This window comes from Bacillus sp. FSL L8-0099, assembly GCF_038006385.1.
Lineage (GTDB): Bacteria > Bacillota > Bacilli > Bacillales > Bacillaceae_G > Bacillus_A > Bacillus_A toyonensis.
This window is the reverse complement of record NZ_JBBOVC010000001.1, coordinates 3,969,751-3,993,133: the sequence shown is the minus strand read 5'-3', so window position 1 is coordinate 3,993,133 and position 23,383 is coordinate 3,969,751. Positions and strand designations below refer to the sequence as shown.

Annotated in this window: 25 protein-coding genes and 2 pseudogenes; 16 read left to right on the top strand and 11 right to left on the bottom strand. The window is 35.7% G+C overall.

Annotation, left to right across the window (positions count from 1 at the left end; all coding sequences use genetic code 11):
• Positions 1 to 201: 201 nt before the first annotated feature.
• Positions 202 to 1,068, top strand: coding sequence for a hypothetical protein (locus tag MHH42_RS20085; protein ID WP_001167326.1), 867 nt, complete (start codon positions 202 to 204; stop codon positions 1,066 to 1,068).
• A gap of 83 nt (positions 1,069 to 1,151) precedes the next feature.
• Positions 1,152 to 1,817 (top strand): potassium channel family protein, encoded by a 666-nt coding sequence (locus MHH42_RS20080; protein WP_001290442.1) that lies wholly within the window; start codon positions 1,152 to 1,154, stop codon positions 1,815 to 1,817.
• A gap of 38 nt (positions 1,818 to 1,855) precedes the next feature.
• On the opposite strand, the gene rnjA is transcribed toward MHH42_RS20080, so the two are convergent.
• Entirely contained in the window at positions 1,856 to 3,523 is a 1,668-nt protein-coding gene (gene rnjA, locus MHH42_RS20075; protein WP_000670378.1) for a ribonuclease J1, read from the bottom strand.
• Positions 3,524 to 3,527: 4 nt separating this feature from the next.
• Complete coding sequence (locus tag MHH42_RS20070) at positions 3,528 to 3,740, bottom strand: DNA-dependent RNA polymerase subunit epsilon (RefSeq protein WP_000576438.1); 213 nt, start codon at positions 3,738 to 3,740, stop codon at positions 3,528 to 3,530.
• Positions 3,741 to 4,286: 546 nt separating this feature from the next.
• Between MHH42_RS20070 and MHH42_RS20065 the strand changes: the two genes are divergently transcribed.
• Positions 4,287 to 5,060, top strand: coding sequence for a Cof-type HAD-IIB family hydrolase (locus MHH42_RS20065; RefSeq protein WP_016109041.1), 774 nt, complete (start codon positions 4,287 to 4,289; stop codon positions 5,058 to 5,060).
• Between the two features lie 62 nt (positions 5,061 to 5,122).
• Here MHH42_RS20065 and def read toward each other — a convergent pair whose 3' ends face one another.
• Together def and MHH42_RS20055 are read right to left on the bottom strand one after the other, a co-directional pair.
• A complete protein-coding gene (gene def, locus MHH42_RS20060; RefSeq protein WP_000957068.1) occupies positions 5,123 to 5,677 on the bottom strand; it encodes a peptide deformylase in 555 nt (184 codons plus the stop codon).
• Positions 5,678 to 5,843: 166 nt separating this feature from the next.
• The gene (locus tag MHH42_RS20055; protein ID WP_000274562.1) at positions 5,844 to 5,990 is read right to left on the bottom strand and encodes a YjcZ family sporulation protein; all 147 of its coding nucleotides are present in this window, start codon (positions 5,988 to 5,990) and stop codon (positions 5,844 to 5,846) included.
• A 514-nt stretch (positions 5,991 to 6,504) separates the two neighbouring features.
• On the opposite strand from MHH42_RS20055, the gene pdhA reads away from it, so the two are divergent.
• From pdhA to lpdA, 4 genes are all read left to right on the top strand, one after another.
• On the top strand, positions 6,505 to 7,620 hold the full coding sequence (gene pdhA, locus MHH42_RS20050) for a pyruvate dehydrogenase E1 component subunit alpha (RefSeq protein WP_016109040.1): 1,116 nt from the start codon (positions 6,505 to 6,507) through the stop codon (positions 7,618 to 7,620).
• A gap of 3 nt (positions 7,621 to 7,623) precedes the next feature.
• Complete coding sequence (gene pdhB, locus MHH42_RS20045; protein ID WP_000068166.1) at positions 7,624 to 8,601, top strand: pyruvate dehydrogenase complex E1 component subunit beta; 978 nt, start codon at positions 7,624 to 7,626, stop codon at positions 8,599 to 8,601.
• A gap of 93 nt (positions 8,602 to 8,694) precedes the next feature.
• Entirely contained in the window at positions 8,695 to 9,984 is a 1,290-nt protein-coding gene (gene pdhC, locus MHH42_RS20040) for a pyruvate dehydrogenase complex dihydrolipoyllysine-residue acetyltransferase (protein WP_000863414.1), read from the top strand.
• A gap of 5 nt (positions 9,985 to 9,989) precedes the next feature.
• Entirely contained in the window at positions 9,990 to 11,402 is a 1,413-nt protein-coding gene (lpdA, locus tag MHH42_RS20035; protein WP_000260104.1) for a dihydrolipoyl dehydrogenase, read from the top strand.
• 98 nt (positions 11,403 to 11,500) lie between these two features.
• Here the strand turns inward: lpdA and MHH42_RS20030 are convergent.
• Both MHH42_RS20030 and MHH42_RS20025 read right to left on the bottom strand, forming a co-directional pair.
• Positions 11,501 to 12,717 (bottom strand): annotated as a pseudogene (locus MHH42_RS20030) (DHHW family protein).
• Positions 12,718 to 12,730: 13 nt separating this feature from the next.
• Positions 12,731 to 14,124 (bottom strand): annotated as a pseudogene (locus MHH42_RS20025) (MBOAT family O-acyltransferase).
• 268 nt (positions 14,125 to 14,392) lie between these two features.
• On the opposite strand from MHH42_RS20025, the gene MHH42_RS20020 reads away from it, so the two are divergent.
• A complete protein-coding gene (locus tag MHH42_RS20020) occupies positions 14,393 to 14,620 on the top strand; it encodes a hypothetical protein (RefSeq protein ID WP_000705227.1) in 228 nt (75 codons plus the stop codon).
• 1 nt (position 14,621) lies between these two features.
• On the opposite strand, the gene MHH42_RS20015 is transcribed toward MHH42_RS20020, so the two are convergent.
• Positions 14,622 to 15,014, bottom strand: a complete 393-nt coding sequence (locus MHH42_RS20015) for a DUF1885 family protein (RefSeq protein ID WP_001163290.1) — start codon at positions 15,012 to 15,014, stop codon at positions 14,622 to 14,624.
• A 126-nt stretch (positions 15,015 to 15,140) separates the two neighbouring features.
• Here MHH42_RS20015 and MHH42_RS20010 point away from each other — a divergent pair, with 126 nt between their 5' ends.
• The 4 genes from MHH42_RS20010 (at position 15,141) to MHH42_RS19995 (ending at position 16,121) form a co-directional block, all read left to right on the top strand.
• The gene (locus MHH42_RS20010; protein ID WP_000462039.1) at positions 15,141 to 15,437 is read left to right on the top strand and encodes a DUF3055 domain-containing protein; all 297 of its coding nucleotides are present in this window, start codon (positions 15,141 to 15,143) and stop codon (positions 15,435 to 15,437) included.
• 193 nt (positions 15,438 to 15,630) lie between these two features.
• Complete coding sequence (locus MHH42_RS20005; protein ID WP_000536778.1) at positions 15,631 to 15,759, top strand: GapA-binding peptide SR1P; 129 nt, start codon at positions 15,631 to 15,633, stop codon at positions 15,757 to 15,759.
• A 59-nt stretch (positions 15,760 to 15,818) separates the two neighbouring features.
• Positions 15,819 to 15,947: a GapA-binding peptide SR1P gene (locus MHH42_RS20000; RefSeq protein WP_000536788.1), complete on the top strand. Its 129-nt coding sequence runs from the start codon at positions 15,819 to 15,821 to the stop codon at positions 15,945 to 15,947.
• Positions 15,948 to 15,992: 45 nt separating this feature from the next.
• Positions 15,993 to 16,121, top strand: a complete 129-nt coding sequence (locus MHH42_RS19995) for a GapA-binding peptide SR1P (RefSeq protein ID WP_000536785.1) — start codon at positions 15,993 to 15,995, stop codon at positions 16,119 to 16,121.
• A 36-nt stretch (positions 16,122 to 16,157) separates the two neighbouring features.
• Here the strand turns inward: MHH42_RS19995 and MHH42_RS19990 are convergent, their stop codons facing one another.
• On the bottom strand, positions 16,158 to 16,988 hold the full coding sequence (locus tag MHH42_RS19990; RefSeq protein WP_000635336.1) for a protein-glutamine gamma-glutamyltransferase: 831 nt from the start codon (positions 16,986 to 16,988) through the stop codon (positions 16,158 to 16,160).
• Between the two features lie 75 nt (positions 16,989 to 17,063).
• On the bottom strand, positions 17,064 to 18,536 hold the full coding sequence (speA, locus tag MHH42_RS19985) for an arginine decarboxylase (protein ID WP_000084886.1): 1,473 nt from the start codon (positions 18,534 to 18,536) through the stop codon (positions 17,064 to 17,066).
• Between the two features lie 378 nt (positions 18,537 to 18,914).
• Here speA and MHH42_RS19980 point away from each other — a divergent pair, with 378 nt between their 5' ends.
• Positions 18,915 to 19,184 carry a UPF0223 family protein gene (locus MHH42_RS19980; protein WP_070173719.1) on the top strand — a complete coding sequence of 90 codons (270 nt, stop codon included), beginning with the start codon at positions 18,915 to 18,917 and terminating at the stop codon, positions 19,182 to 19,184.
• 80 nt (positions 19,185 to 19,264) lie between these two features.
• Here MHH42_RS19980 and MHH42_RS19975 read toward each other — a convergent pair whose 3' ends face one another.
• Positions 19,265 to 19,891 carry a YktB family protein gene (locus MHH42_RS19975; RefSeq protein WP_000175079.1) on the bottom strand — a complete coding sequence of 209 codons (627 nt, stop codon included), beginning with the start codon at positions 19,889 to 19,891 and terminating at the stop codon, positions 19,265 to 19,267.
• Positions 19,892 to 20,097: 206 nt separating this feature from the next.
• Between MHH42_RS19975 and MHH42_RS19970 the strand changes: the two genes are divergently transcribed.
• Positions 20,098 to 20,286, top strand: coding sequence for a hypothetical protein (locus MHH42_RS19970; RefSeq protein WP_001250164.1), 189 nt, complete (start codon positions 20,098 to 20,100; stop codon positions 20,284 to 20,286).
• An 88-nt stretch (positions 20,287 to 20,374) separates the two neighbouring features.
• A complete protein-coding gene (locus tag MHH42_RS19965; protein WP_001158712.1) occupies positions 20,375 to 21,166 on the top strand; it encodes an inositol monophosphatase family protein in 792 nt (263 codons plus the stop codon).
• Positions 21,167 to 21,210: 44 nt separating this feature from the next.
• On the opposite strand, the gene MHH42_RS19960 is transcribed toward MHH42_RS19965, so the two are convergent.
• A complete protein-coding gene (locus MHH42_RS19960; protein ID WP_000400129.1) occupies positions 21,211 to 21,390 on the bottom strand; it encodes a DUF5325 family protein in 180 nt (59 codons plus the stop codon).
• Positions 21,391 to 21,530: 140 nt separating this feature from the next.
• On the opposite strand from MHH42_RS19960, the gene typA reads away from it, so the two are divergent.
• The gene (gene typA, locus MHH42_RS19955) at positions 21,531 to 23,375 is read left to right on the top strand and encodes a translational GTPase TypA (protein WP_000914753.1); all 1,845 of its coding nucleotides are present in this window, start codon (positions 21,531 to 21,533) and stop codon (positions 23,373 to 23,375) included.
• Positions 23,376 to 23,383: the final 8 nt, after the last annotated feature.

Genomic DNA, 23,383 nt, shown 5'->3' with positions numbered 1-23,383 from the left:
GTAAGTAACGCTCGTATAGATTGATTTTAGACATTTACATACAAATGAAAGAATTAAAGTTAATTGTACTGTTTTAATAATGAGCAGGGGGTTTTAGCCACTGCTCATTATTAATTATTTGACTAACTTATATATGTTTACTTTTAGTATGAAAAGTGTGTAAAATCAATGTGAAACATAGAAAAAAGGGTGGGGAATTACGTGCAAATTAGCAGTGCGATTTTATGTTTTGTCTTATATGCGTATGTTATTATTGCGGCGGTTTATTTTGGAATAAGTTTTTATGCCTATCGTCTAGTAGATAATAATGAATATGACGAAACATACAAATGGGTGAAGAGGTATTTATCACCTGTACTAGAAATTATGAATGGGTTTGTGCTCTTTTTATTTATTGGATTAATTGCTTTCTCAACGAGTTTAGTAGGGAATAAAACTACATTATTTGTACTAGGTATCATTATTTTTATGCTGCTAGGTATACGAATTGGTAATACGGTCTTTTGGAATGAAAGAAAAGTAGATGGTTGGACGGGAATGTTAATCCCGTGTATGCTAGCTGCAATCGTGACAAATATAGAGCATGAATATTATCAATTACACTTTTGGCTTATTATCGTTTTAACGATTCTTTCTGTTTTGTATATAAGTACAGTAGTACTAACATACATTGCATATGAAAAAGGAGATGTTCAAGGTACCCGCTTCTTTAGAGGGCGAGCACTATTCTGGAGTGTGCCAACAATGGCGGTTATCGGGATTATTGCGATATTAGTGAATGGATACCAATTTTCTAATTGGCAACTGTTGTTAGAAAATTGGTGGATTTTCATCGTTTCATTTATTGCTTTTTTAGGCGCAACGCATTATTTATTCCATCAACATCATTACATATGGGCGCTTGTATTTGCTTTTACGCAGCTTCTATTTGCTTTTTTCGGCCAAGAAACGTTATTGTTCGTTTTTGAAACATTTAGTTCGTTTGGAAATATATTTGTATTTGGTATGTTACTTGTTGGTATCGCCTTTTATTTACAACAATATTTTTATATACAGAAACAAAAATAAGTATGATTTACACGTTTTTGTGACGTATATAAAGTATGTTACAATGAAAATACATAGTACTTGAAGTTATTGGAGGAATTCCTGTGAGTGAGAAAGAAAAAGAATTTGCTGTCATCGGGCTTGGGCGTTTCGGTGGAAGTATTTGCCGAGAACTAGCTCAATTAGGTATGGAAGTAATGGCAATTGATTCAGATGAGGATAAAATTAATGAGTTTGCAAATATAGCTTCACATGCTGTAATTGCAGATTCAACAGATGAGATGGTATTGAAAAGTCTCGGCATTCGTAATTTTGATCATGTAGTCGTTGCTATTGGAGATAATTTAAATTCAAGTATTTTAACAACGTTAATTTTGAAAGAGTTAGGTGTAAAAAATATTACTGTAAAAGCTCAAAATGACTATCATGAAAAAGTATTAAGTAAGATAGGTGCAGATCACATTGTACATCCAGAGCGTGATATGGGAAAACGGATTGCTAATAATATTGCATCAAGTAATGTATTAGACTATCTTGAGCTTTCAGATGAGCATAGTATTGTAGAGATTATTGCAAATAAAAAAATTGATGGGCACTCTTTAATTGAATTAGATATTCGTGCGAAGTTTGGATTGAATATTGTAGCAATTAAACGTGGTAAAGAAGTTATCGTCTCTCCTCGAGCTACGGAAAATATTCAAGCGGGGGATATATTAATTGTAATTGGTCATGATGACGAAGTAGATCGTTTTAAACACTTTTTAAGATAAGAGAAAAGGACAATGCCATGAAGGCATTGTCCTTTTTCTTATATTTCCATAATGATTGGTAAAATCATTGGGCGACGTTTCGTTTTTTCGTATAGGAATGGTGCTAATGTGTCTGTAATCTCATTTTTAATTTCAGACCATTGTGTTGTTTTACGTTCCATTACTTTTTCTAAATGTGTTGTAATCAATGTTTGAGCATCGTTAATTAAATCGCTGCTTTCACGCATATAAACGAAACCACGCGAGATGATATCAGGTCCTGCTGCAACTTTAAATTCTTTCATATCAATGCTTACAACTACAATTACAAGCCCTTCTTCAGAAAGGATGCGACGATCGCGTAATACGATATTACCGATATCTCCAATACCATTTCCATCAATATAGACAGAACCAGATGGAATTTTTCCAGCTACACTTGCTTCATCTGAACGCAAGGCAAGAACATCTCCGTTATCCATGATGAAACAGTTCTCTTCTGGAATACCGCAATCATTCGCTAATTTCATATGCATACGTTGCATACGATATTCACCATGAATTGGCATGAAATACTTTGGTTTAATTAGACGTAGCATTAGTTTTTGCTCTTCTTGTCCGCCATGTCCACTCGTATGAATGTTTGACAGCTTGCCATGGACTACATTAGCACCAGCACGATACAACATATTAATTGTACGGCTTACACTAATTGTGTTACCAGGGATTGGTGAAGACGAGAAAACAACTGTGTCGCCAGGAATAATTTGAATTTGACGATGAGTACCATTCGCAATACGGGAAAGTGCTGCCATTGGTTCACCTTGACTACCAGTACATAAAATAACCACTTTATTAGCTGGTAGGCGGTTTAGTTGAGATGTGTCTATGAATGTATCTTTTGGACATCGGATATACCCAAGGTTTTGTCCAATCTCGATAGCTGCTTCCATACTTCGACCAAATACAGCTACTTTACGATTATTTTCAACAGCAGCCTCAACAACTTGTTGTAAGCGATGGATATTCGATGCAAAGGTTGCGAAGATAATACGACCTTCTACTTTGCGGAATATATCTTGAATACTATCGCCAACACGGCGCTCAGACATCGTAAAGTTTGGAACTTCACTGTTTGTACTGTCAGATAAGAGACAAAGTACACCGTCTTTTCCGATTTCAGCCATTTTTGTTAAATCTGCTGGCTCACCGACTGGTGTGAAATCGAATTTGAAATCACCTGTATGAACGACTTGTCCTTGAGGTGTTTTCACAACAACTCCGTATGAATCCGGAATACTGTGAGTTGTACGGAAGAAGGAAACAGATGTCTTTTTAAATTTAATAACATCATCTTCTTGAATTTCATAAAGCTTCGCTTTACGAAGTAATCCGTGCTCTTCTAATTTGTTTTTTATTAGTGCAATTGCTAATTTTCCACCGTAAATTGGAATGTTTACTTGACGTAATAGATAAGGGATTCCACCGATATGATCTTCGTGACCATGTGTAATGAATAAGCCTTTAATTTTATCTTCGTTTCGCACAAAATAAGTGTAATCAGGTATTACATAATCGATCCCGAGGAGTTCGTCTTCTGGAAATTTAATTCCAGCGTCAATTATAATAATTTCATCTTGAAATTGAACAGCATATGTATTTTTACCGATTTCACCAAGACCACCGAGAGCAAAAACGGCAACTTGATCATTTTTTAGAAATTTCATATGGCTATACAATCTCCGCTAATACTAAATCAGCGTTTTGTTTTTCATATTCAAGATGAGCGCCAGTAACAGACTGAACAAACTCGATATTATATGCGAACTTATTTAATTTTTTACGAACATCCTTTTCAGACGTAGCCTCTAAATATACAACTTTTGTATTTTCACGTACTGGGACCTCAGTTAATTTTTCTTGATAAAATACTTTAAAAATCATTTGGAAAACCTCTCCTTGTCTATGTTTTGCATTATCTGTTACTTATTATAAAGCAAACAGTCACGATTTTCATGTTTTTTCGAATGAGAATGAAGAAAAAGCCCGAAATGGGCATAATTTAAGCGATTGTCTTCTTCCGGACTAAATCGTTTAAATAACGCTTAAGCTTTTTCTTCAGCTTCTTCAGCATGATTACTCCTTCCTTTCCTTATTCTAAACATGCATATTACTAGTGAAAACTCTATCTCTGACATAAGAAAGAGGGGAAAGTGAATGGAAAACCTTGTCCTTTCTCATACAGTGAAAGTTATTCTATAGTAACGATTAGTAGCCGTTAGTTATAGATATAGTATGAGGAAGAATGGACAAGAAAATTCATTAGAACAAGTATTCACCCTTTTTACTAATATATATATGCATGTTTCATAAATAAGGTCAGAAAGTGAACGCTTTCTTCACAGATGTTTAATATGTTATACTTTTTTTTAGAATTTGAAAAGCGATTATCAAAATAGGAGTAAAGAGTGCCAGAAAGGGTTTTGACAAATGAATGATAAAATTGTCTTTTTTGATATTGATGGAACATTATTAGATCACGATAAAAAAATTCCGCAATCTACACGAGATGCAGTAAGACATTTGCAGGAAAAAGGGGTGCATGTAGCAATTGCGACAGGACGCGCACCGTTTATGTTTGAAGATATTCGTAAGGAACTCAATATACATAATTATGTTAGTTTTAATGGACAGTATGTTGTCTTTGAAGATGAAGTAGTATTTAATAATCCGTTACACCCAGCTGCCTTGCATAAGTTTACTCAGTTTGCAAAACAAGAAGGATATCCACTTGTATATCTTGACCATCAAGAAATGAGAGCGACAGTGGAATATCATGATTATGTGAAAGAAGGTTTTGGAAGCTTGCAGTTCGAGCATCCGGCATATGAACCTGATTTTTACGAAAAACGCGATATTTATCAAACGCTTCTTTTTTGTGAAGTAAATGAAGAGGAAAAGTTTATTAATCAATATCCAGATTTTCATTTTATTCGTTGGCATGCGTATTCAATGGATATCATTCCTAATGGTGGTTCTAAGGCAAAAGGGATTGAGAAGTTCATTGGAAAATTAGGATTTAGCCGTGAACAAGTGTATGCATTTGGGGATGGTTTAAACGATTTAGAAATGATTGAAGCAGTTGGGACGGGCATTGTGATGGGGAATGGTCATGAAGATTTGAAAAAACTTGCAAATCATGTGACAAAGGATGTAAGTGAAGACGGTATATATCATGGATTAAAATGGGCTGGCCTGTTATAAGTAAATATGGAACCCATTTCATAAAATAAAAAGGCGGGAGATTAATTCCCGCCTTTTTATTATTAGCGCTCTAAAGGTTTTGAATCATCAGGAGCGGTAAATGGATTTTCTTTATTAATATGGTCATAGAACATAACACCATTTAAATGATCAATCTCATGTTGGAATACAATTGCCGGTAAGCCTTTTAAGCGTAATTTTACTTCTTCTCCATTAATAGATGTTGCTTTCACTGTAATTCTTGTGTAACGAGGGACATAGCCAGGTACTTCGCGGTCTACAGATAGACAACCTTCACCGCTTTGTAAATATGTACGTTCAACAGAATGACTAATGATTTTTGGATTGAATAATGCATGGCTATATAACGTACCGTTCGTATCAGTTACATGAACCGCGATCATTTTCTTTGAAATACCGATTTGTGGAGCTGCTAATCCGATTCCAGGGCGTAAACTGTATTTTTCAGCCAGTTCAGGATCCTGGCTATTTATTACAAAATCAATCATTTCTTTAAGGGTATTTGTATCTTCTTCACTCGCTGGTAACGACACCTCTTCTGCAACATCTCGCAAAATAGGATCTCCTTCGCGAATTACATCGTTCATTGTAAGCATATGTAATCTCTCCTTTCCTCTTTAGTCTACCAAAGGAGATGAGAAAAGTCATCGGCAAGTAAGGGTAACTATTTGCAAATCGTTCTTCTATAGAGGAGTTATGTATGAGATAAAAAGAAAAGACGGCAAAGCCGTCTGTTTCTTTCCATAGTTGTTTCATTTTACATTAGCGAATGCAAGCAGCACCAACGATAATTAAAAGGATAAACAACACAACGATTAAGGCAAAGCCGCGTCCAGATCCGCCACAAGAACCGCCATAACCGTAGGAAGGATATGAACAAGTTGGATAGCAATATGAGTATCCGTACATGAGATGACCTCCTTTTTCATTTCCCGCTAATACTGCGGTTACTATAATGTATGGAAGAGAGTGTGGTGATGTATAGGTATTTACCTAAAAAAGGAAGAAGAGTTTGTATATTTTTGTTACGAAGAGAGAAAAACTAAAGAGAATTAAATCGTTTACATATTATTCTAAGAGAAAAAATAAGTGAAAAAGGGAATAATATAACAGTGGGTCAATGCTTACTAATACAGATGTGAAAAATAAAAACACGTTTGTGTAATAGAAACCTGCATATTATTTATAAAAAAACGTATTCAAAGTAATTGACATCGTAATTAGAATAGTTGTAAACTAAAAAACGTGATCAAGATTGTATTAATATGTTTCTGAAAAAACATTAGTACAGATTGTTAGGTACACAAAATTATTCTCAACCGACAGACAAACATGTTGGTTTACATCGTTGCGCTTTTTAAACTGGAAAATAGCCAGTGAAAGCGTTTCAGAATATGGTTCAAGAGAGGAAGAGGTGAACGGAATGGGTACTAAAACAAAAAAGACCCTATTTAATGTTGATGAGCAAATGAAAGCTATCGCAGCTCAATTTGAAACATTACAAATTTTAAATGAAAATGGCGAAGTTGTGAATGAAGCAGCTATGCCTGAATTATCTGATGATCAATTAAAAGAATTAATGCGTCGTATGGTGTATACTCGCGTACTAGATCAACGTTCTATTTCTTTAAACCGTCAAGGACGTTTAGGTTTCTACGCACCTACAGCTGGACAAGAAGCTTCTCAATTAGCAAGTCATTTCGCACTTGAAGCAGAAGACTTTATCTTACCAGGATACCGTGATGTACCACAATTAGTATGGCACGGATTACCATTATATCAAGCATTCTTATTCTCTCGTGGACACTTCATGGGTAACCAAATGCCTGAGAATGTAAATGCACTAGCTCCACAAATCATTATCGGTGCGCAAATCATCCAAACTGCTGGTGTTGCGTTAGGTATGAAACTACGTGGTAAAAAATCTGTTGCAATTACTTACACTGGTGACGGTGGTGCTTCACAAGGTGACTTCTACGAAGGTATGAACTTTGCAGGTGCATTCAAAGCTCCAGCAATCTTCGTTGTTCAAAACAACCGTTATGCAATCTCTACTCCAGTAGAAAAGCAATCTGCAGCTAAAACTGTAGCACAAAAAGCAGTAGCAGCAGGTATTTACGGAATTCAAGTAGACGGTATGGATCCATTAGCTGTATACGCAGCAACTGCTTTCGCTCGTGAGCGCGCAGTAAATGGTGAAGGCCCTACTTTAATCGAGACTTTAACATTCCGTTATGGTCCACATACAATGGCTGGTGATGATCCAACTCGTTACCGTACAAAAGATATCGAAAACGAATGGGAACAAAAAGATCCAATCGTACGCTTCCGTAAGTTCTTAGAAGCTAAAGGCCTATGGTCTCAAGAAGTTGAAGAGAAAGTAATTGAAGAAGCAAAAGAAGATATCAAACAAGCAATTGCTAAGGCTGACCAAGCTCCAAAACAAAAAGTTACTGATTTAATGGAAATCATGTACGAAAAAATGCCTTACAACTTAGCTGAACAATATGAAATTTACAAAGAAAAGGAGTCGAAGTAAGCCATGGCTCAAATGACAATGATTCAAGCAATCACTGATGCTTTACGCGTTGAAATGAAAAATGACCCTAACGTACTTGTGTTTGGTGAAGACGTTGGTGTAAACGGCGGTGTATTCCGTGCTACTGAAGGTTTACAAGCTGAATTCGGTGAAGATCGTGTAATGGATACTCCACTTGCAGAGTCTGGTATTGGTGGACTTGCAGTTGGACTTGCACTTGAAGGATTCCGTCCAGTTCCAGAAATCCAATTCTTCGGTTTCGTTTATGAAGTAATGGATTCAATTTCTGGTCAATTAGCTCGTATGCGTTACCGTTCTGGCGGACGTTGGACTGCTCCAGTAACAGTTCGTTCTCCATTCGGTGGCGGTGTTCATACTCCTGAACTACATGCTGATAGCTTAGAAGGATTAGTGGCTCAACAACCTGGTCTAAAAGTTGTTATTCCATCTACTCCATACGATGCAAAAGGTCTTTTAATCTCTGCGATTCGTGACAACGATCCAGTTATCTACTTAGAGCATATGAAATTGTACCGTTCATTCCGTCAAGATGTACCAGAAGGTGAATACACAATTGATTTAGGTAAAGCTGATATCAAACGTGAAGGTACAGATGTATCTGTTATCGCTTATGGTGCTATGGTTCATGCTGCATTAAAAGCTGCTGAAGAACTTGAAAAAGAAGGTATCTCTTTAGAGGTTGTTGACTTACGTACAGTTCAACCATTAGATATCGAAACAATCATCGCTTCTGTTGAAAAAACAGGCCGCGTAGTTGTAGTTCAAGAAGCTCAAAAACAAGCTGGTATTGCAGCTAACGTTGTAGCGGAAATTAACGACCGTGCAATCTTAAACTTAGAAGCTCCAGTTGTACGTGTTGCAGCTGCTGATACAGTATTCCCATTCTCTCAAGCTGAGAGCGTATGGTTACCAAACCATAAAGATATTGTTGAAGCTGTTAACAAAGTAATGAACTTCTAATTTTTAGTTTTTCATGTGCAAAAGAAATCAGCACATGCTGGTTTCTTTTGTACATATTCCATAATAATGAAATGAATCAGGGGGCTGAATTCCGTGGCATTTGAATTTAAACTACCAGATATCGGTGAAGGTATCCACGAAGGTGAAATCGTAAAATGGTTTATTAAACCAGGCGATGAAGTAAATGAAGACGATGTACTTCTTGAAGTACAAAATGATAAAGCAGTAGTAGAAATCCCTTCTCCTGTTAAAGGTAAAGTACTTGAAGTACTTGTAGAAGAAGGAACAGTTGCAATTGTAGGAGATACATTAATTAAATTTGATGCTCCTGGATACGAAAACCTTAAATTTAAAGGTGACGATCATGATGAAGCTCCAAAAGCTGAAGAAGCAGCAGTAGAAGCTCCAGCAGCGGAAGCTACTCCAGCAGCAACTGCAGAAGTAGTAAATGAGCGCGTTATCGCTATGCCATCTGTTCGTAAATATGCTCGTGAAAAAGGTGTAGATATTCATAAAGTAGCTGGATCTGGTAAGAACGGTCGCGTTGTGAAAGCTGACATCGATGCATTTGCAAATGGTGGACAAACTGTAGCAGCAACTGAGGCTCCAGCAGCAGTAGAAGCTACTCCAGCAGCAGCGAAAGAAGAAGCACCAAAAGCACAACCAATCCCAGCTGGTGAATATCCAGAAACTCGTGAGAAAATGAGTGGTATCCGTAAAGCGATTGCGAAAGCAATGGTTAACTCTAAGCATACAGCTCCTCACGTAACATTAATGGATGAAGTTGATGTAACTGAGCTTGTTGCTCACCGTAAGAAGTTCAAAGCTGTTGCAGCTGACAAAGGTATTAAATTAACTTACCTTCCGTACGTTGTTAAAGCTTTAACATCTGCATTACGTGAATACCCAATGTTAAACACTTCTTTAGACGATGCATCTCAAGAAGTAGTTCACAAACATTACTTCAACATCGGTATCGCAGCTGATACAGACAAAGGTCTATTAGTACCAGTTGTTAAAGATACAGATCGCAAGTCTATCTTCACTATTTCTAACGAGATCAATGATCTTGCTGGTAAAGCACGTGAAGGTCGTTTAGCTCCAACTGAAATGAAAGGTGCTTCTTGCACAATTACAAACATTGGTTCTGCAGGTGGACAATGGTTCACTCCAGTTATCAATCACCCAGAAGTAGCAATCCTTGGTATCGGCCGTATCGCTGAGAAGCCAGTTGTGAAAAATGGTGAGATCGTTGCAGCTCCAGTATTAGCATTATCTCTAAGCTTTGACCATCGTTTAATTGACGGCGCAACTGCTCAAAAAGCATTAAACCAAATTAAACGTCTATTGAATGACCCACAATTATTAGTAATGGAGGCGTAATAACAATGGTAGTAGGAGATTTCCCAATTGAATTAGATACAGTCGTTGTTGGTGCAGGTCCTGGTGGATACGTTGCGGCAATTCGTGCAGCACAATTAGGTCAAAAGGTAGCAATCATTGAAAAAGCTAACCTTGGTGGCGTATGCTTAAACGTTGGATGTATTCCTTCAAAAGCGTTAATCAATGCAGGTCATCGTTATGAGAATGCAATGCATTCTGATGACATGGGTATCACTGCAGAGAACGTAAAAGTTGACTTTACAAAAGTTCAAGAATGGAAAAACGGCGTAGTTAAGAAATTAACTGGCGGTGTTGAAGGCCTTCTTAAAGGTAATAAAGTTGAAATCATTCGCGGTGAAGCTTACTTCGTAGATGCTAACACATTACGCGTAATGACTGAAGATGCAGCTCAAACGTATACGTTTAAAAATGCTGTTCTTGCAACTGGTTCTACACCAATCGAAATTCCTGGATTCAAATACTCTAAACGTGTTATCAACTCTACAGGTGCTTTAAGCTTACCTGAAATTCCTAAAAAACTTGTTGTAATCGGCGGCGGTTACATCGGTATGGAATTAGGTACTGCATATGCTAACTTCGGTACAGAAGTTACTGTAGTAGAAGCTGGCGACGAAATCTTAGCTGGTTTTGAAAAAGCAATGAGCTCTGTTGTTAAACGTGCTCTTCAAAAGAAAGGTAACGTAAATATCCATACAAAAGCTATGGCTAAAGGCGTTGAAGAAACAGAAACTGGCGTAAAAGTTAGCTTCGAAGTTAAAGGTGAAATCCAAACTGTAGAAGCAGATTACGTATTAGTAACTGTAGGTCGTCGTCCAAACACTCAAGAAATCGGTCTTGAGCAAGTTGGAGTTAAAATGACTGACCGCGGTATCATCGAAATCGATGAGCAATGCCGTACAAACGTACCAAACATCTATGCAATCGGTGATATCGTTCCTGGACCACCATTAGCTCACAAAGCTTCTTACGAAGGTAAAGTAGCTGTTGAAGCAATTAGTGGCCATGCATCAGCTATCGATTACATCGGAATTCCTGCAGTATGCTTCACTGATCCAGAATTAGCATCTGTTGGTTACACTAAGAAACAAGCTGAAGAAGCAGGAATGACTGTAACTGTATCTAAGTTCCCATTCGCTGCAAACGGTCGTGCGTTATCATTAAACAGCACTGACGGTTTCCTACAACTTGTAACACGTAAAGAAGATGGTCTTCTTGTAGGTGCTCAAGTTGCAGGCGCAGGTGCTTCTGATATTATCTCTGAGATTGGTTTAGCTATCGAAGCTGGAATGACAGCTGAAGATATCGCTCAAACAATCCACGCTCACCCAACATTAGGTGAAATCACAATGGAAGCAGCTGAAGTTGCTCTTGGAATGCCAATTCACATTGTAAAATAATAAAAAAACGTCTTCTAAATTTAGAAGACGTTTTTTTATGTATGTGTTATATGAATAGAAAAACAAGAGGTGAATCGGAATGATTCACCTCTTGTTTTTTATTCTTTATTTTCAAATTGATACATTTGTTTACTTGTACTAGTGTCATTATAAAGAAATAAGACGATATCAGCATTTAGTTTTTCAAGATCTTGTTTAATATTTTTACTTGCCCCAAATCGTGGATCAATAAAAGTTGTTTGTTCGAATTCTTGTGCGAATAAAGGATAAGTTGCATCTGCATAAGAATCTTTAATAATGACAGCATGCAATTTACTTTTTGCATTTGGATTTAAGATGTTAATCTGTGAATAGTCTGTTTGATAAACCGATGCATAGTCTGGTGAAAGCTTCTTTTTGTTCACTGCAAAGAATTCTTTCATCGGTATTTTACTTGTTTCTTCTGATTTTGGACCGAGATAGACAGTATAATTATCCCACACATTTGGGTTTTCTTTTAATTGTACATATGGAATTGTTTCAGGTGTTTTTATTAATTTGTATAATTGTCTATTCCAACTACCGATAAATTGCCCATTAGGTTCTTCTATAGTGGTTTTATAATCATCTCGATTAACAACATTTCCTGTAAATACTTTAGAGTGATTAGCAATGTAATTCATTGTTTGTTCGTATGCATAAAACGCACCTTTCATATTCCAATGGTGATCCGTTTTAAAGTATAGTTCTTCTAATTGTTCGTGAGTAAATTCTTTTTGAATAGCAGGTAGAACATCAATAAATGGAAAATTTATTGATGTAATTCTTGTACAAAATAATCACGATGTTTTTGATCATACCCACGATCTACATATGGTGGGTACTTATACGAAAATGTCGTTAGTTTACTTGGAGCTAACAGGAAATAAAATTCTGTTTTTGTAAATTGATTTCTTAAGTTGTCTAGTTCACTTACAGATTGTTTTATTTGATCACGCATATCAATATTTGTAGGTGCAGACAAAATGAAACCGTCATCTGTGACGAAATTATTATTTACAAAAGTGCGATTGAATTTTAATTGCAACTTTGTGTAAGTTTCAATAAATTTATCTCGTGCGGCAATATGATCTGTAAAGTGTAATTCAGTATCTTTGAAATATTTTCCGGATTTTATAGTATCCATAGTTAGGACTGGATCTAAAGCTAATTCTCTGTTTTCAAAATCAGAAAAACTTTTTTTATCCCAATATATTATTTTGGCTGTCCATATACACATCCCGAAAATAATAGCGAGAAATCCAGTGATTAATATACGATTAGTTAAATTTTTCATAGTTAGCCCTCCTTTAGAAGCGGAAGTAAATAAATGGATTGTAAGTTGCATTCGTTAAGTACATCATAGTAATGATTAAAACACTCAAATAGTAAAGTGGAGATAAAAGTACTATCTTTTTATTTACAAATAGAGTCTTGATCCAAGAGAAAATTGGAGCTGATGTCACTATTGCAAGTATAAAGATTCCCCAATAATTCATCACATAGAAATAACTAGTAATGTCAGTCAACGATCCATTTAATCCGAACATTGCTTGTAAAAATTTAGAACAGTAGCTAAAGTTGTCAGCTCTGAAGAAAACCCAACCGATAATCACTAAAAACAGCACGTATACATGTTGAATTGGCCACCATAATTTTTGCAAGATTTTCTCAAAACCGGATTTTTCCAAAGCAATTAAACATCCGTAATAGATACCCCAAATCATAAATGTCCAACTAGCCCCATGCCAAAAACCTGTTAGCGCCCATACTATAAAGAGATTACGATAGATTTTCCAGCTAGATACTCGATTGCCACCTAGTGGGATATAGACATAATCACGGAACCATGAACCAAGGGAAATATGCCAGCGACGCCAAAATTCAGAAATCGATTTTGATATATACGGATAATTGAAGTTTTCTAAGAAATCAAACCCGAACATTTTTCCTAATCCAATGGCCATATCACTGTAGCCTGAAAAATCGAAATAAATTTGTAATGTATAAGCGATCGCACCAATCCAAGCAGTAGATACGCTCATTGTTGCTGGGTCCATTGCAAATATTTCATCGGCAATAGCTCCCAATTGATTTGCAATCAAAACTTTTTTTCCTAATCCAAGGATAAAACGACGAATGCCTTCTGAAAACATATCAGCATTAACGGTTCTAACATGTAATTGATGAGCTATTGTGTTATACCGAACAATTGGTCCCGCAACTAATTGAGGGAAAATAGTAAAGTATAGCGCCAAATCAAACAGATTTCGCTGAGCCTCTACTTTTCTTTTGTAAATATCAATAATATAACTCATTGCATGGAAAGTGAAAAATGAAATCCCGATTGGTAATGGGATTTTTTCGAGTACAATGTTTGTATGAAAAATCCCGTTTATATTATCTACTAAGAAATTAGCATATTTAAAATATCCTAGTATAGCAATATTGACGACGATTGCTATAGTAAGAATGAGTTTTCTATTTGTATTAGATATTTGTCCTGTATTAAGCCATAACCCGAACCAATAGTTAATGAAAATAGAAAAAAGCATAAGGAAGACATATATAGGCTCTCCCCAGGCATAAAATAATAAACTAAATAACAAAAGAACGATGTTTTGTTATTCTTTACGTACTGAATAGTACACTAGAAGAATTGCAGGTAAAAAAAGACATAAAAAAATAGGTTACTAAATACCATGTATCATTGATTCCTTTCTATAGTTAATCCAAAGGAATTATACCACGCTACTAATGGAATAATCTATATTGTAAGGAAAGAAAGAGAATCTAACGTAAAAAACGAGGAAGTTTTGGCATATAAAATAGTTAAGAGCTTACATAAATGGTAGAAGATAAATCATAGAGTAAGTAGAAGCTTCAAATATTTTATACACGTAGAAGTTTGTTTTTAAAATAAGGAGAGGGATGGGCTGCACAATATAATAGAAGAAATAGGAGGTAACGCTATGAAAATTACGCTAGTTTCATTTTTACATCTAGTTTTATGGAGTGGATTTTCAGCAGTGTTATTATTGTCAAGTCGTGATAAACTTCATTATAAAATTTTTCTTTTTCTCATATTCTTTTATTTAGCGTATGTGATAGCGTATGTCATACTAAGTGCAAGGAGAAAAGCAATGCTTCTCACTTGCACGAATAGTATGATTTTTCTAATCGTTTATTTTTGTTTTTAAACTAACGTTTATAGAAATACATTATCCTTCCATTAAATAATTGTAATTCTCCTTCTAATTTCTTCGCTAGAAAACGGCAAAATTCATTTGCTTTCCCTTTATCACCAAATGTTGCATTAGAGGGTAAAGAAATTTGAATGAAAGATTGTTCATTTTCTATTCCAACACCGACATAAATTGAGTCATATCGATCATGACTGGATTGAAGCTTTAATGTTGTTGCTGATGTATCTAAAATTTCATAAGGAAAAGCGGTATTTGTATAAGCGTAATTAATTTGAACTCCGGTTTGGGAAGTAACTGTTTTATAGTACTGAAAAAGTTGTTTTATATCATCTGTTGAAACAGAGTGTTGATTGGATTTAGGTACAAGCGTAATAAAGGCATGCTGCATATAAGTTCCCCCTAACTTAGTAGAATACTATCATATTACATCCTACTGAATTTTTTGACAATTGAAAGGAGTATTCCTTTTTTTGTTTAATATACTAATGAAAGTGATGTAGAAAGGTGGAAACCGATGTTTGAAAAATTGTATGATGAACATGAAAGTGTGAAGGTACGATTTTTGGGGTTTATGACACACGATACTCGGTATGATTTTGGTGTTATTTATACAAATATGTTTTTTGGAAAGCCACTCATTGTTTGCATGCAAACAGGGAGGTCTACTTTACTTGGACGAGATGATGTGGAGAATGTTCAATATTTGCAGGAAATTTTCAAGTTAGGATCTCAAGAGGAAGCAGCGGAGTTAGCTCAGTTTTTTAAATTTCTCGTTCCATCTACTTCATTGCATGCAGAATATGAAGAATAATTAATTTGAAACAGTCGTACGTATAAATATGGCTGTTTTTTGTGTTAATATCGCATACTAATTTAAAATTAAAATATTTAATGTGTTATACTAAAAACCTATTGACGTAAAAAGTATAACATATTAAAATAAAGACAGAAAGTTAAGCGGTTACAAAAGTTTTTGGGATTATAAACTTAGGGGGAAATGAAAAATGGGAACAATCGTATGTCAAGATTGTGAAGGTACAATTGCACACTTCGAGGATGAGAAAGTAACGGTACTTTACGGGAAATGTGGATCTTGCGGATGTGATCACACAGAGCATACAAAAGCCCAATAATTGATAGGACATGGACAACTGAAAGTTTTTAGGACCATAAACTTAGGGGGAAATGAAAAATGGGAACAATCGTATGTCAAGTATGCGAAGGAACAATCGCACATTTTGAAGATGAGAAAACGACAGTACTTTACGGGAAATGTGGTACAAATTGTGATTGTGCTAATAGAGATAATGCGAAAGCTTAATGATAAATAAGTAGATTACTATTAAAAATCAGGGGGAAATGAAAAATGGGAACAATCGTATGCCAAGTATGTGAAGGAACAATCGCACATTTTGAAGATGAAAAATCAACAGTATTATATGGGAAATGTGGATCTCATTGCGAATGTGACCATAAAGAACATACAAAAGCTTAATTATTAAAAAAAGCGCCTACATGTGTAGGCGCTTTTTTAATAAATTGTAGTTGTATGGCCAACTGTAGCAACGATTGCATCATCTCTAATCGGAATAAACCCTATGGCTGTTTGTGGTGTGTTTGGAGAGGCGTATTGACTCATTATACGGCTATCAATACGAGTAATAGTATCGGTCAAAAAAGCTGAAATAAAAGCGTAAGGGACGCGTCGTTCATTTAATGAGTAGATAATTTCTTCTTTTGTTTTTACACCTACGCCATGTCCGTAAAAAAAGAAATTTCCTAGATAGATTGTGTTTTCTCCTTGCCACTCAATCGTAGCTGGATTCACTTGTGGGTTTTTAAAGTAAACGAGATCGCCAGGAACAAGGTCGCCACCTGTTTTTGTTATGAGTTTTAAATCTTGATCGTAGTCCCAAGTATAAAGTAAAAGATTTGCAAAGAGGCGATTGAAGGTTTCTTCCTCATACAATGATAGTAAAGCTTTGTAAAAAATAATTATCATAGCGGTTGCGCATTCAGTCCCATATAGTTTCCCGTTTTTGAAAATATCTTGTATGGCAATAGAAGGTGGTATATTTGGAAGTAGTTGGAATCCCCCTAAAGATGTTCTTTTCCAAAACTGGGGGTTGCAAAAGGATTGTTGAAACGTACGAAACTGAAATCCACTTTGAAAAAGTTCTAATGCAGAAATAATAATATTAACTCGCAAATTTAAATCAAAGCTGAGTTCGTCAGCAGTTCGGAAGGAATAAACTTCTTGATTTCCTGCCATTATGGATAAAATTTGTTGCTTCTCAGCTGCAAATGGCTCATATTCATTTGTGATATAAGGGTGTACAATAGAACGACCTATTACAATCATAATGGTATCCCCACCTATACGTTACATTCTTTAGTAGCGTATGAAGAAAGGGAAAAAAGGTGAAAGAAAAGCCTATCAACTGATAGGCTTGTACTCTTTAATAACACGTAATGTTTGTAATGTCATATCTTCAGGACCTTGTACAGGTAAACCTGCTTCTAAATTTTTACGAATATACTCTAAGTTATCTTGTGTAATAATTTCCCCCGGAGTAAAGATTGGAATCCCTGGTGGATAAACCATAACAAAATCAGCTATAATACGACCTGCCGCATTTTCAAATGGAATGACTTCTGTTTCTGAATAAAAAGCATCTCGTGGAGAAAGTGCTAGCACCGGTATTTCTGGAATTTCTACTTGTACTTGAACACCTTTATCTGCCCTATTTCTAAATGTTTCCGCTAAATCTTGTAATGCTGCAATAAGCGTATTTGTATCGCTTTCTGTATCTCCAAAAGTGATAAGACATAGTATGTTGTATAAATCGGAGAGTTCTACTTCAATGTTATATTGCTCTCTAAGCCATACTTCAGCCTGATGGCCGGTAATACCTAAATCTTTCACAGACACAATTATCTTTGTAGGATCATAGTTAAAAGTAGCGTCTGTACCTAACATTTCTTTTCCAGGACAGTAAAGGTGCTCAATAGCATTTATAGCATCACGAACATGTTCAGCTAATTGTATTGTTTGTTCTATGAGCGCTGTTCCTTCTGTAGCAAGACGTTTTCTTGCTACATCAAGAGATGCTAATAAGATGTAAGAAGTTGATGTAGTCGTAAGCATGCTAATAATAGATTGAACATGTTTTACGTTCACAAGACCTTCTTTCACATTAAGAATAGAACTTTGAGTTAAAGAGCCTCCTAATTTGTGAACACTTGTTGCTGCCATATCTGCACCAGCTTGCATCGCTGACATCGGTAATTCATCGTGAAAATGAATATGAACACCATGAGCCTCATCGACTAGTACAGGGATATCGTACGAATGTGCTAATTGTACAATCTGTTCTAAGTCTGCAGCAAAGCCAAAGTAGGTTGGATTAATAACAAGTAAGCCTTTGGCATCTGAGTGTTCTTCAAGTGCTTTTTTGACAGATTGAATTGTAATTCCATGAGAAATACCAAGTTTTGGATCGATTTCAGGATGCATGAAAATAGGTTTTGCACCTGAGAAAATAATAGCTGACATTACTGATTTATGCACGTTTCGTGGTACTAGGATTTTGTCACCAGGACCGCAAACGCTCATCACCATTGTCATAATAGCGCCACTTGTACCTTGAATAGAAAAGAAAGTATGATCTGCACCAAATGCAGCAGCAGCTAAATCCTGTGCTTCTTTAATCATACCCTTTGGATGATGTAAATCATCGAGTGGCGCAATATTAATTAAATCAATTGCTAATGCGTTATGCCCAATAAATTCGCGAAATTCAGGATCCATGCCCTGTCCTTTTTTATGACCAGGAATATGGAATTGGATTGGATTTCGCTTACTGTGCTCAACTAAAGCGGTAAACAATGGTGTTTCGTATTGGGACAATCTATACACCCCTTCTTTTTTGTAATATTTATTAGAATTTGTTTTATATGATTTCATCTCATTCTAAAAGGAAAGTAAGGTAATTAACTTTTAAAACGAGACTTGTTTTCCTGCCATTCACAAAATCCTTTTGGATGGTAGTCACACTTTATTTTCTATAAAACAAAAGCATTATATCACCAATAATTATAGATGTATATAAAAAAATATTTTTATGGTGAGTATGTGTAATAGTTATTTCCAAGTCAACTCATAGAGGAAGACAATTCCATTAAAATGAATAAATAGTGTATAATGCAGAGTGGCTATAATGAAGAATAAAAAATTCTCTTTAAGATAGCATAATGAAACACGTAGAAATGATAAATGAGGTGCAAAATGGAATATCAATATCCGTTAGATTACGATTGGTCAAATGAAGAAATGGTTGCCATTGTGAAGTTTTATGAAGCAATTGAGAAGGCATATGAAAAAGGAATTAGAAGAGAAGAATTAATGGGATTATATCGTCGTTTTAAAGAGATTGTTCCATCAAAAGCAGAAGAAAAGAAAATTGATAAAGAGTTTCAAGAAGTAAGTGGATATTCTATATATCGTACTATTCAAAGGGCGAAAGAAGTCGAAGAACAAAAGCTTGTAAAAGTGTAAAAATATTTTGAAAAATAAAAACTGAAGTGATATAATGTGATAACAACTAAAAACGGACAATATAAATTGTCCGTTTTCTACTATCGATTACAAAGTGCATATAAAGGAAGGAGTGATTGCATCGTAGATTCAATCTTAGCAAGGAATTGTTCGTTGGTCATTGCTGAAAACTCCTCTGGTGATATATGAATACCAACTAATAGTTCTGCTTTTTTCACAGTAGCTAAACGTTCAATCATCTTTTGTAAGTCTTCTGTTTCAAGCGTTTTATGCAATTTTACACTTGGTTTAGTATGGTCAATGGACCAAACGAAGTCATTTGGAATATTTGTTTTTAAATCATTTAAATGTTCTAAGAAGGCGTGAGCCGTCTCCACTTTTTGTGGACACTCATAGATTAAACCAAAGTATATGAAGGCGTGAGTACCCCATAAACCAATTTGAAAATGTGGTAGCATTTTATATCCTCGTTTATTTGTTGAAAAAGCAACCCAAGTATCGTTTGGTGGATTGACTTTGCGGCGTGCATGTTTTGCAACATGATAAAAAAAGTTCTCATCAGTTTGTTTGGATAAATACTCTGCAAACTGTTCCCCTAAAGCTTCTAGCTTAGGATGAATGTTCGTTTTAATTGCACTCATTCGTTCTTCGAGACCATCAACTGTAAAGACATCAAAATCAGTTGATTTGAATGTTTGTAGTGTCATGATTGTTCCTCCAACTCCTATTTTGTTTTTATTTTAGCATAGCTTGTACTATTCATAAAAAAAACAGCACAAAAAAATTTAAATAAAAAAATATAATTTTGTTGCATAGATGATTTATCCAACATAGTATAGTATAAAACAAAAAATCAGAAAATTGAATTAATTCTAGTCCGAGGGCAGACGAATATTGGGAGGAGGCAAATAATATGAGACAGGTGATTAATGCGTTAAAGAGAACAGATGCTGAAAAGAGAATACCGGTGCTACGTTTGGAGTTAGATTATGAATTAGCAACTTTATATGATGCAATGATGGAGGATGACAAACAGAAAAAAGAAGAGTGCGTACAAAAATTAGAAGTGTTGAGACTTGAAATGATTCGTTTAGAAGCGTAATAATAGTATATGTATAAAAAATTAGTTGGTGCGAACCTTATAAAGGGTTCGTTTTTTCTGTGAACAGTATAGATCGGAGTGTTTAAACATGCAAGAGGTATGGAAAGATATCGATGCACACGCCAAACGGTGGATTCGAGATGCAGGAGAGCGTTTAATGGCATCACTGAAACAAGCACTTATTATAGAAACGAAATCAAATGCAGCTGATTTAGTAACAAACATGGACCGGGAAATAGAACAGTATTTAATTGGGAAAATTAAAGAAACATTCCCAACCCATAATATTTTAGGAGAAGAAGGCTATGGAGATGAGATAACTTCTTCTGACGGGGTTGTTTGGTTAATTGATCCAATTGATGGTACAATGAATTTTGTACATCAAAAAAGAAATTTCGCAATTTCAATTGGAATTTATGAGAACGGTATCGGAAAAATTGGTCTTATTTATGATCCTGTTCATGATGAATTATATCATGCGGTAAAGGGAGTTGGAGCGTTTTGTAATGATACGCCAATTCCTCTATTGGAAAAAGGAACAGTAGAGAATGGTATTATAGCTTTAAATGCGATATGGCTTACCGACAATCCATTGCTTAATATGGAAAGTATGATGGCACTTGTTAAGAAAGCAAGGGGTACGAGATCATATGGCTGTGCAGCATTAGAAATGGTATACGTTGCAACGGGAAGAATAGATGCATATGTAACGCCGAGATTATCACCATGGGATTTTGGTGGGGGGCAGATCATAGTTGAGGAAGTTGGAGGAAAGGTGACAACATTCTCCGGAGCTCCGCTGTCTATTATAGAGAAAAGCAGTGTATTAGTTGCAAAACCGGGAGTATATGAGGAAGTATTATCATTTATATCGCAGTAACAAAAAAAGTAAGAGGCTATATACAAGCTTCTTACTTTTTAACATTATTGCGATTTACGCATTTTTCTTTTTGTTACAAAACCATATCCAACTGTAACAAATGTGCCGATAATGCAAATAATAATACCAATGGGACTATTTTCAGCAACCATAATGCCGATACCGATTAAGAAAATAACACCGATAATTGCAGTTAATAAAAAGCGATATTGAATGTGTTCCATTTCTTCACCCTCCAATCTCATTTTACTTTCACAAAAGTAAGAATACAACTATATTTTCATTCTTGATTTTATTTTGATTGCCATTGTATCCCCTTCGCTCTTATAATAGAGAAGGATTAAAAAGACATTAGGAGTTGGACATGTTGAAAAAACGACAAGATTTACGAAATATAGCAATTATTGCCCACGTTGACCATGGTAAAACAACACTTGTTGACCAGTTATTACGTCAAGCGGGGACGTTCCGTGCGAATGAACATATTGAAGAACGCGCAATGGACTCAAATGATCTAGAAAGAGAACGCGGTATTACAATTTTAGCGAAAAATACTGCGATTCACTATGAAGATAAAAGAATTAACATTTTAGATACACCTGGTCATGCGGACTTCGGTGGAGAAGTAGAACGTATCATGAAAATGGTTGATGGTGTTCTACTTGTTGTTGATGCATATGAAGGTTGTATGCCACAAACACGATTTGTTTTAAAGAAAGCTCTTGAGCAAAACTTAACACCAATCGTAGTTGTAAACAAAATTGACCGTGACTTTGCTCGCCCTGACGAAGTAGTTGATGAAGTTGTTGACTTATTCATCGAGCTTGGTGCAAACGAAGATCAATTAGAGTTCCCAGTTGTATTTGCATCAGCAATGAACGGAACAGCAAGCTTAGATTCAAATCCAGCAAATCAAGAAGAGAATATGAAATCATTGTTTGACACAATTATTGAACATATTCCAGCACCAGTGGATAACAGTGAAGAGCCACTTCAATTCCAAGTAGCACTTCTTGATTACAATGACTACGTTGGTCGTATCGGAGTTGGACGCGTATTCCGCGGTACTATGAAAGTAGGACAACAAGTTGCATTAATGAAGGTTGACGGAAGTGTAAAACAATTCCGTGTAACGAAATTATTTGGTTACATTGGATTAAAACGTCAAGAAATTGAAGAAGCAAAAGCTGGAGATTTAGTAGCTGTTTCAGGTATGGAAGACATTAACGTTGGTGAAACAGTATGCCCAGTTGAGCATGAAGAGGCTTTACCATTATTACGTATTGATGAGCCAACACTACAAATGACATTCCTTGTAAATAACAGCCCATTTGCAGGTCGTGAAGGTAAATACATTACATCTCGTAAAATTGAAGAGCGTCTTCGTTCACAATTAGAAACAGATGTAAGTTTACGTGTAGATAATACAGATTCTCCTGATGCGTGGATCGTATCTGGACGTGGTGAGTTACATTTATCTATCCTAATTGAAAACATGCGTCGTGAAGGTTATGAACTACAAGTATCTAAACCTGAAGTAATTATTAAAGATGTTGATGGCGTAAGATGTGAGCCTGTAGAGCGCGTACAAATCGATGTGCCTGAAGAATACACTGGTTCTATTATGGAATCAATGGGTGCACGTAAAGGTGAAATGTTAGATATGGTGAATAACGGAAACGGTCAAGTTCGCCTTACTTTCATGGTTCCAGCACGTGGTTTAATTGGTTACACAACAGAATTCTTAACATTAACTCGTGGTTACGGTATTTTAAACCATACATTCGATTGCTACCAACCAGTACACGCTGGACAAGTAGGTGGACGTCGTCAAGGTGTTCTAGTTTCACTTGAAACAGGAAAAGCATCACAATACGGTATTATGCAAGTTGAAGATCGCGGTGTAATCTTCGTTGAACCAGGTACAGAAGTATATGCTGGTATGATTGTTGGAGAACATACACGTGAAAATGATTTAACAGTTAACGTTGTAAAAATGAAACAACAAACTAACATTCGTTCTGCAACGAAAGACCAAACTTCAACAATGAAAAAACCACGCTTAATGACTTTAGAAGAGTCATTAGAGTACTTAAACGATGACGAGTTCTGTGAAGTGACTCCGGAATCAATCCGTCTACGTAAAAAGATTCTTGATAAGAGCGAGCGCGAAAGAGCTGCTAAGAAAAAGAAATCTGTAGAAGCGTAAAAACAAAA

Bases quoted from the DNA above. Each gene is read 5' to 3' on its own strand.
- MHH42_RS19965 (WP_001158712.1), top strand. From the start codon at position 20,375: ATGCAAGAGGTATGGAAAGATATCGATGCACACGCCAAACGGTGGATT.
- MHH42_RS20070 (WP_000576438.1), bottom strand. From the start codon at position 3,740: ATGATTTTTAAAGTATTTTATCAAGAAAAATTAACTGAGGTCCCAGTA.
- MHH42_RS19975 (WP_000175079.1), bottom strand. From the start codon at position 19,891: ATGACACTACAAACATTCAAATCAACTGATTTTGATGTCTTTACAGTT.
- MHH42_RS20010 (WP_000462039.1), top strand. From the start codon at position 15,141: ATGTTTGAAAAATTGTATGATGAACATGAAAGTGTGAAGGTACGATTT.
- MHH42_RS20055 (WP_000274562.1), bottom strand. From the start codon at position 5,990: ATGTACGGATACTCATATTGCTATCCAACTTGTTCATATCCTTCCTAC.
- pdhB (WP_000068166.1), top strand. From the start codon at position 7,624: ATGGCTCAAATGACAATGATTCAAGCAATCACTGATGCTTTACGCGTT.
- rnjA (WP_000670378.1), bottom strand. From the start codon at position 3,523: ATGAAATTTCTAAAAAATGATCAAGTTGCCGTTTTTGCTCTCGGTGGT.
- MHH42_RS19990 (WP_000635336.1), bottom strand. From the start codon at position 16,988: ATGATTGTAATAGGTCGTTCTATTGTACACCCTTATATCACAAATGAA.
- MHH42_RS19980 (WP_070173719.1), top strand. From the start codon at position 18,915: ATGGAATATCAATATCCGTTAGATTACGATTGGTCAAATGAAGAAATG.
- typA (WP_000914753.1), top strand. From the start codon at position 21,531: ATGTTGAAAAAACGACAAGATTTACGAAATATAGCAATTATTGCCCAC.
- MHH42_RS19995 (WP_000536785.1), top strand. From the start codon at position 15,993: ATGGGAACAATCGTATGCCAAGTATGTGAAGGAACAATCGCACATTTT.
- pdhA (WP_016109040.1), top strand. From the start codon at position 6,505: ATGGGTACTAAAACAAAAAAGACCCTATTTAATGTTGATGAGCAAATG.
- MHH42_RS20000 (WP_000536788.1), top strand. From the start codon at position 15,819: ATGGGAACAATCGTATGTCAAGTATGCGAAGGAACAATCGCACATTTT.
- MHH42_RS20015 (WP_001163290.1), bottom strand. From the start codon at position 15,014: ATGCAGCATGCCTTTATTACGCTTGTACCTAAATCCAATCAACACTCT.
- lpdA (WP_000260104.1), top strand. From the start codon at position 9,990: ATGGTAGTAGGAGATTTCCCAATTGAATTAGATACAGTCGTTGTTGGT.
- MHH42_RS20065 (WP_016109041.1), top strand. From the start codon at position 4,287: ATGAATGATAAAATTGTCTTTTTTGATATTGATGGAACATTATTAGAT.
- MHH42_RS20005 (WP_000536778.1), top strand. From the start codon at position 15,631: ATGGGAACAATCGTATGTCAAGATTGTGAAGGTACAATTGCACACTTC.
- MHH42_RS19970 (WP_001250164.1), top strand. From the start codon at position 20,098: ATGAGACAGGTGATTAATGCGTTAAAGAGAACAGATGCTGAAAAGAGA.
- MHH42_RS19960 (WP_000400129.1), bottom strand. From the start codon at position 21,390: ATGGAACACATTCAATATCGCTTTTTATTAACTGCAATTATCGGTGTT.
- MHH42_RS20020 (WP_000705227.1), top strand. From the start codon at position 14,393: ATGAAAATTACGCTAGTTTCATTTTTACATCTAGTTTTATGGAGTGGA.
- def (WP_000957068.1), bottom strand. From the start codon at position 5,677: ATGCTTACAATGAACGATGTAATTCGCGAAGGAGATCCTATTTTGCGA.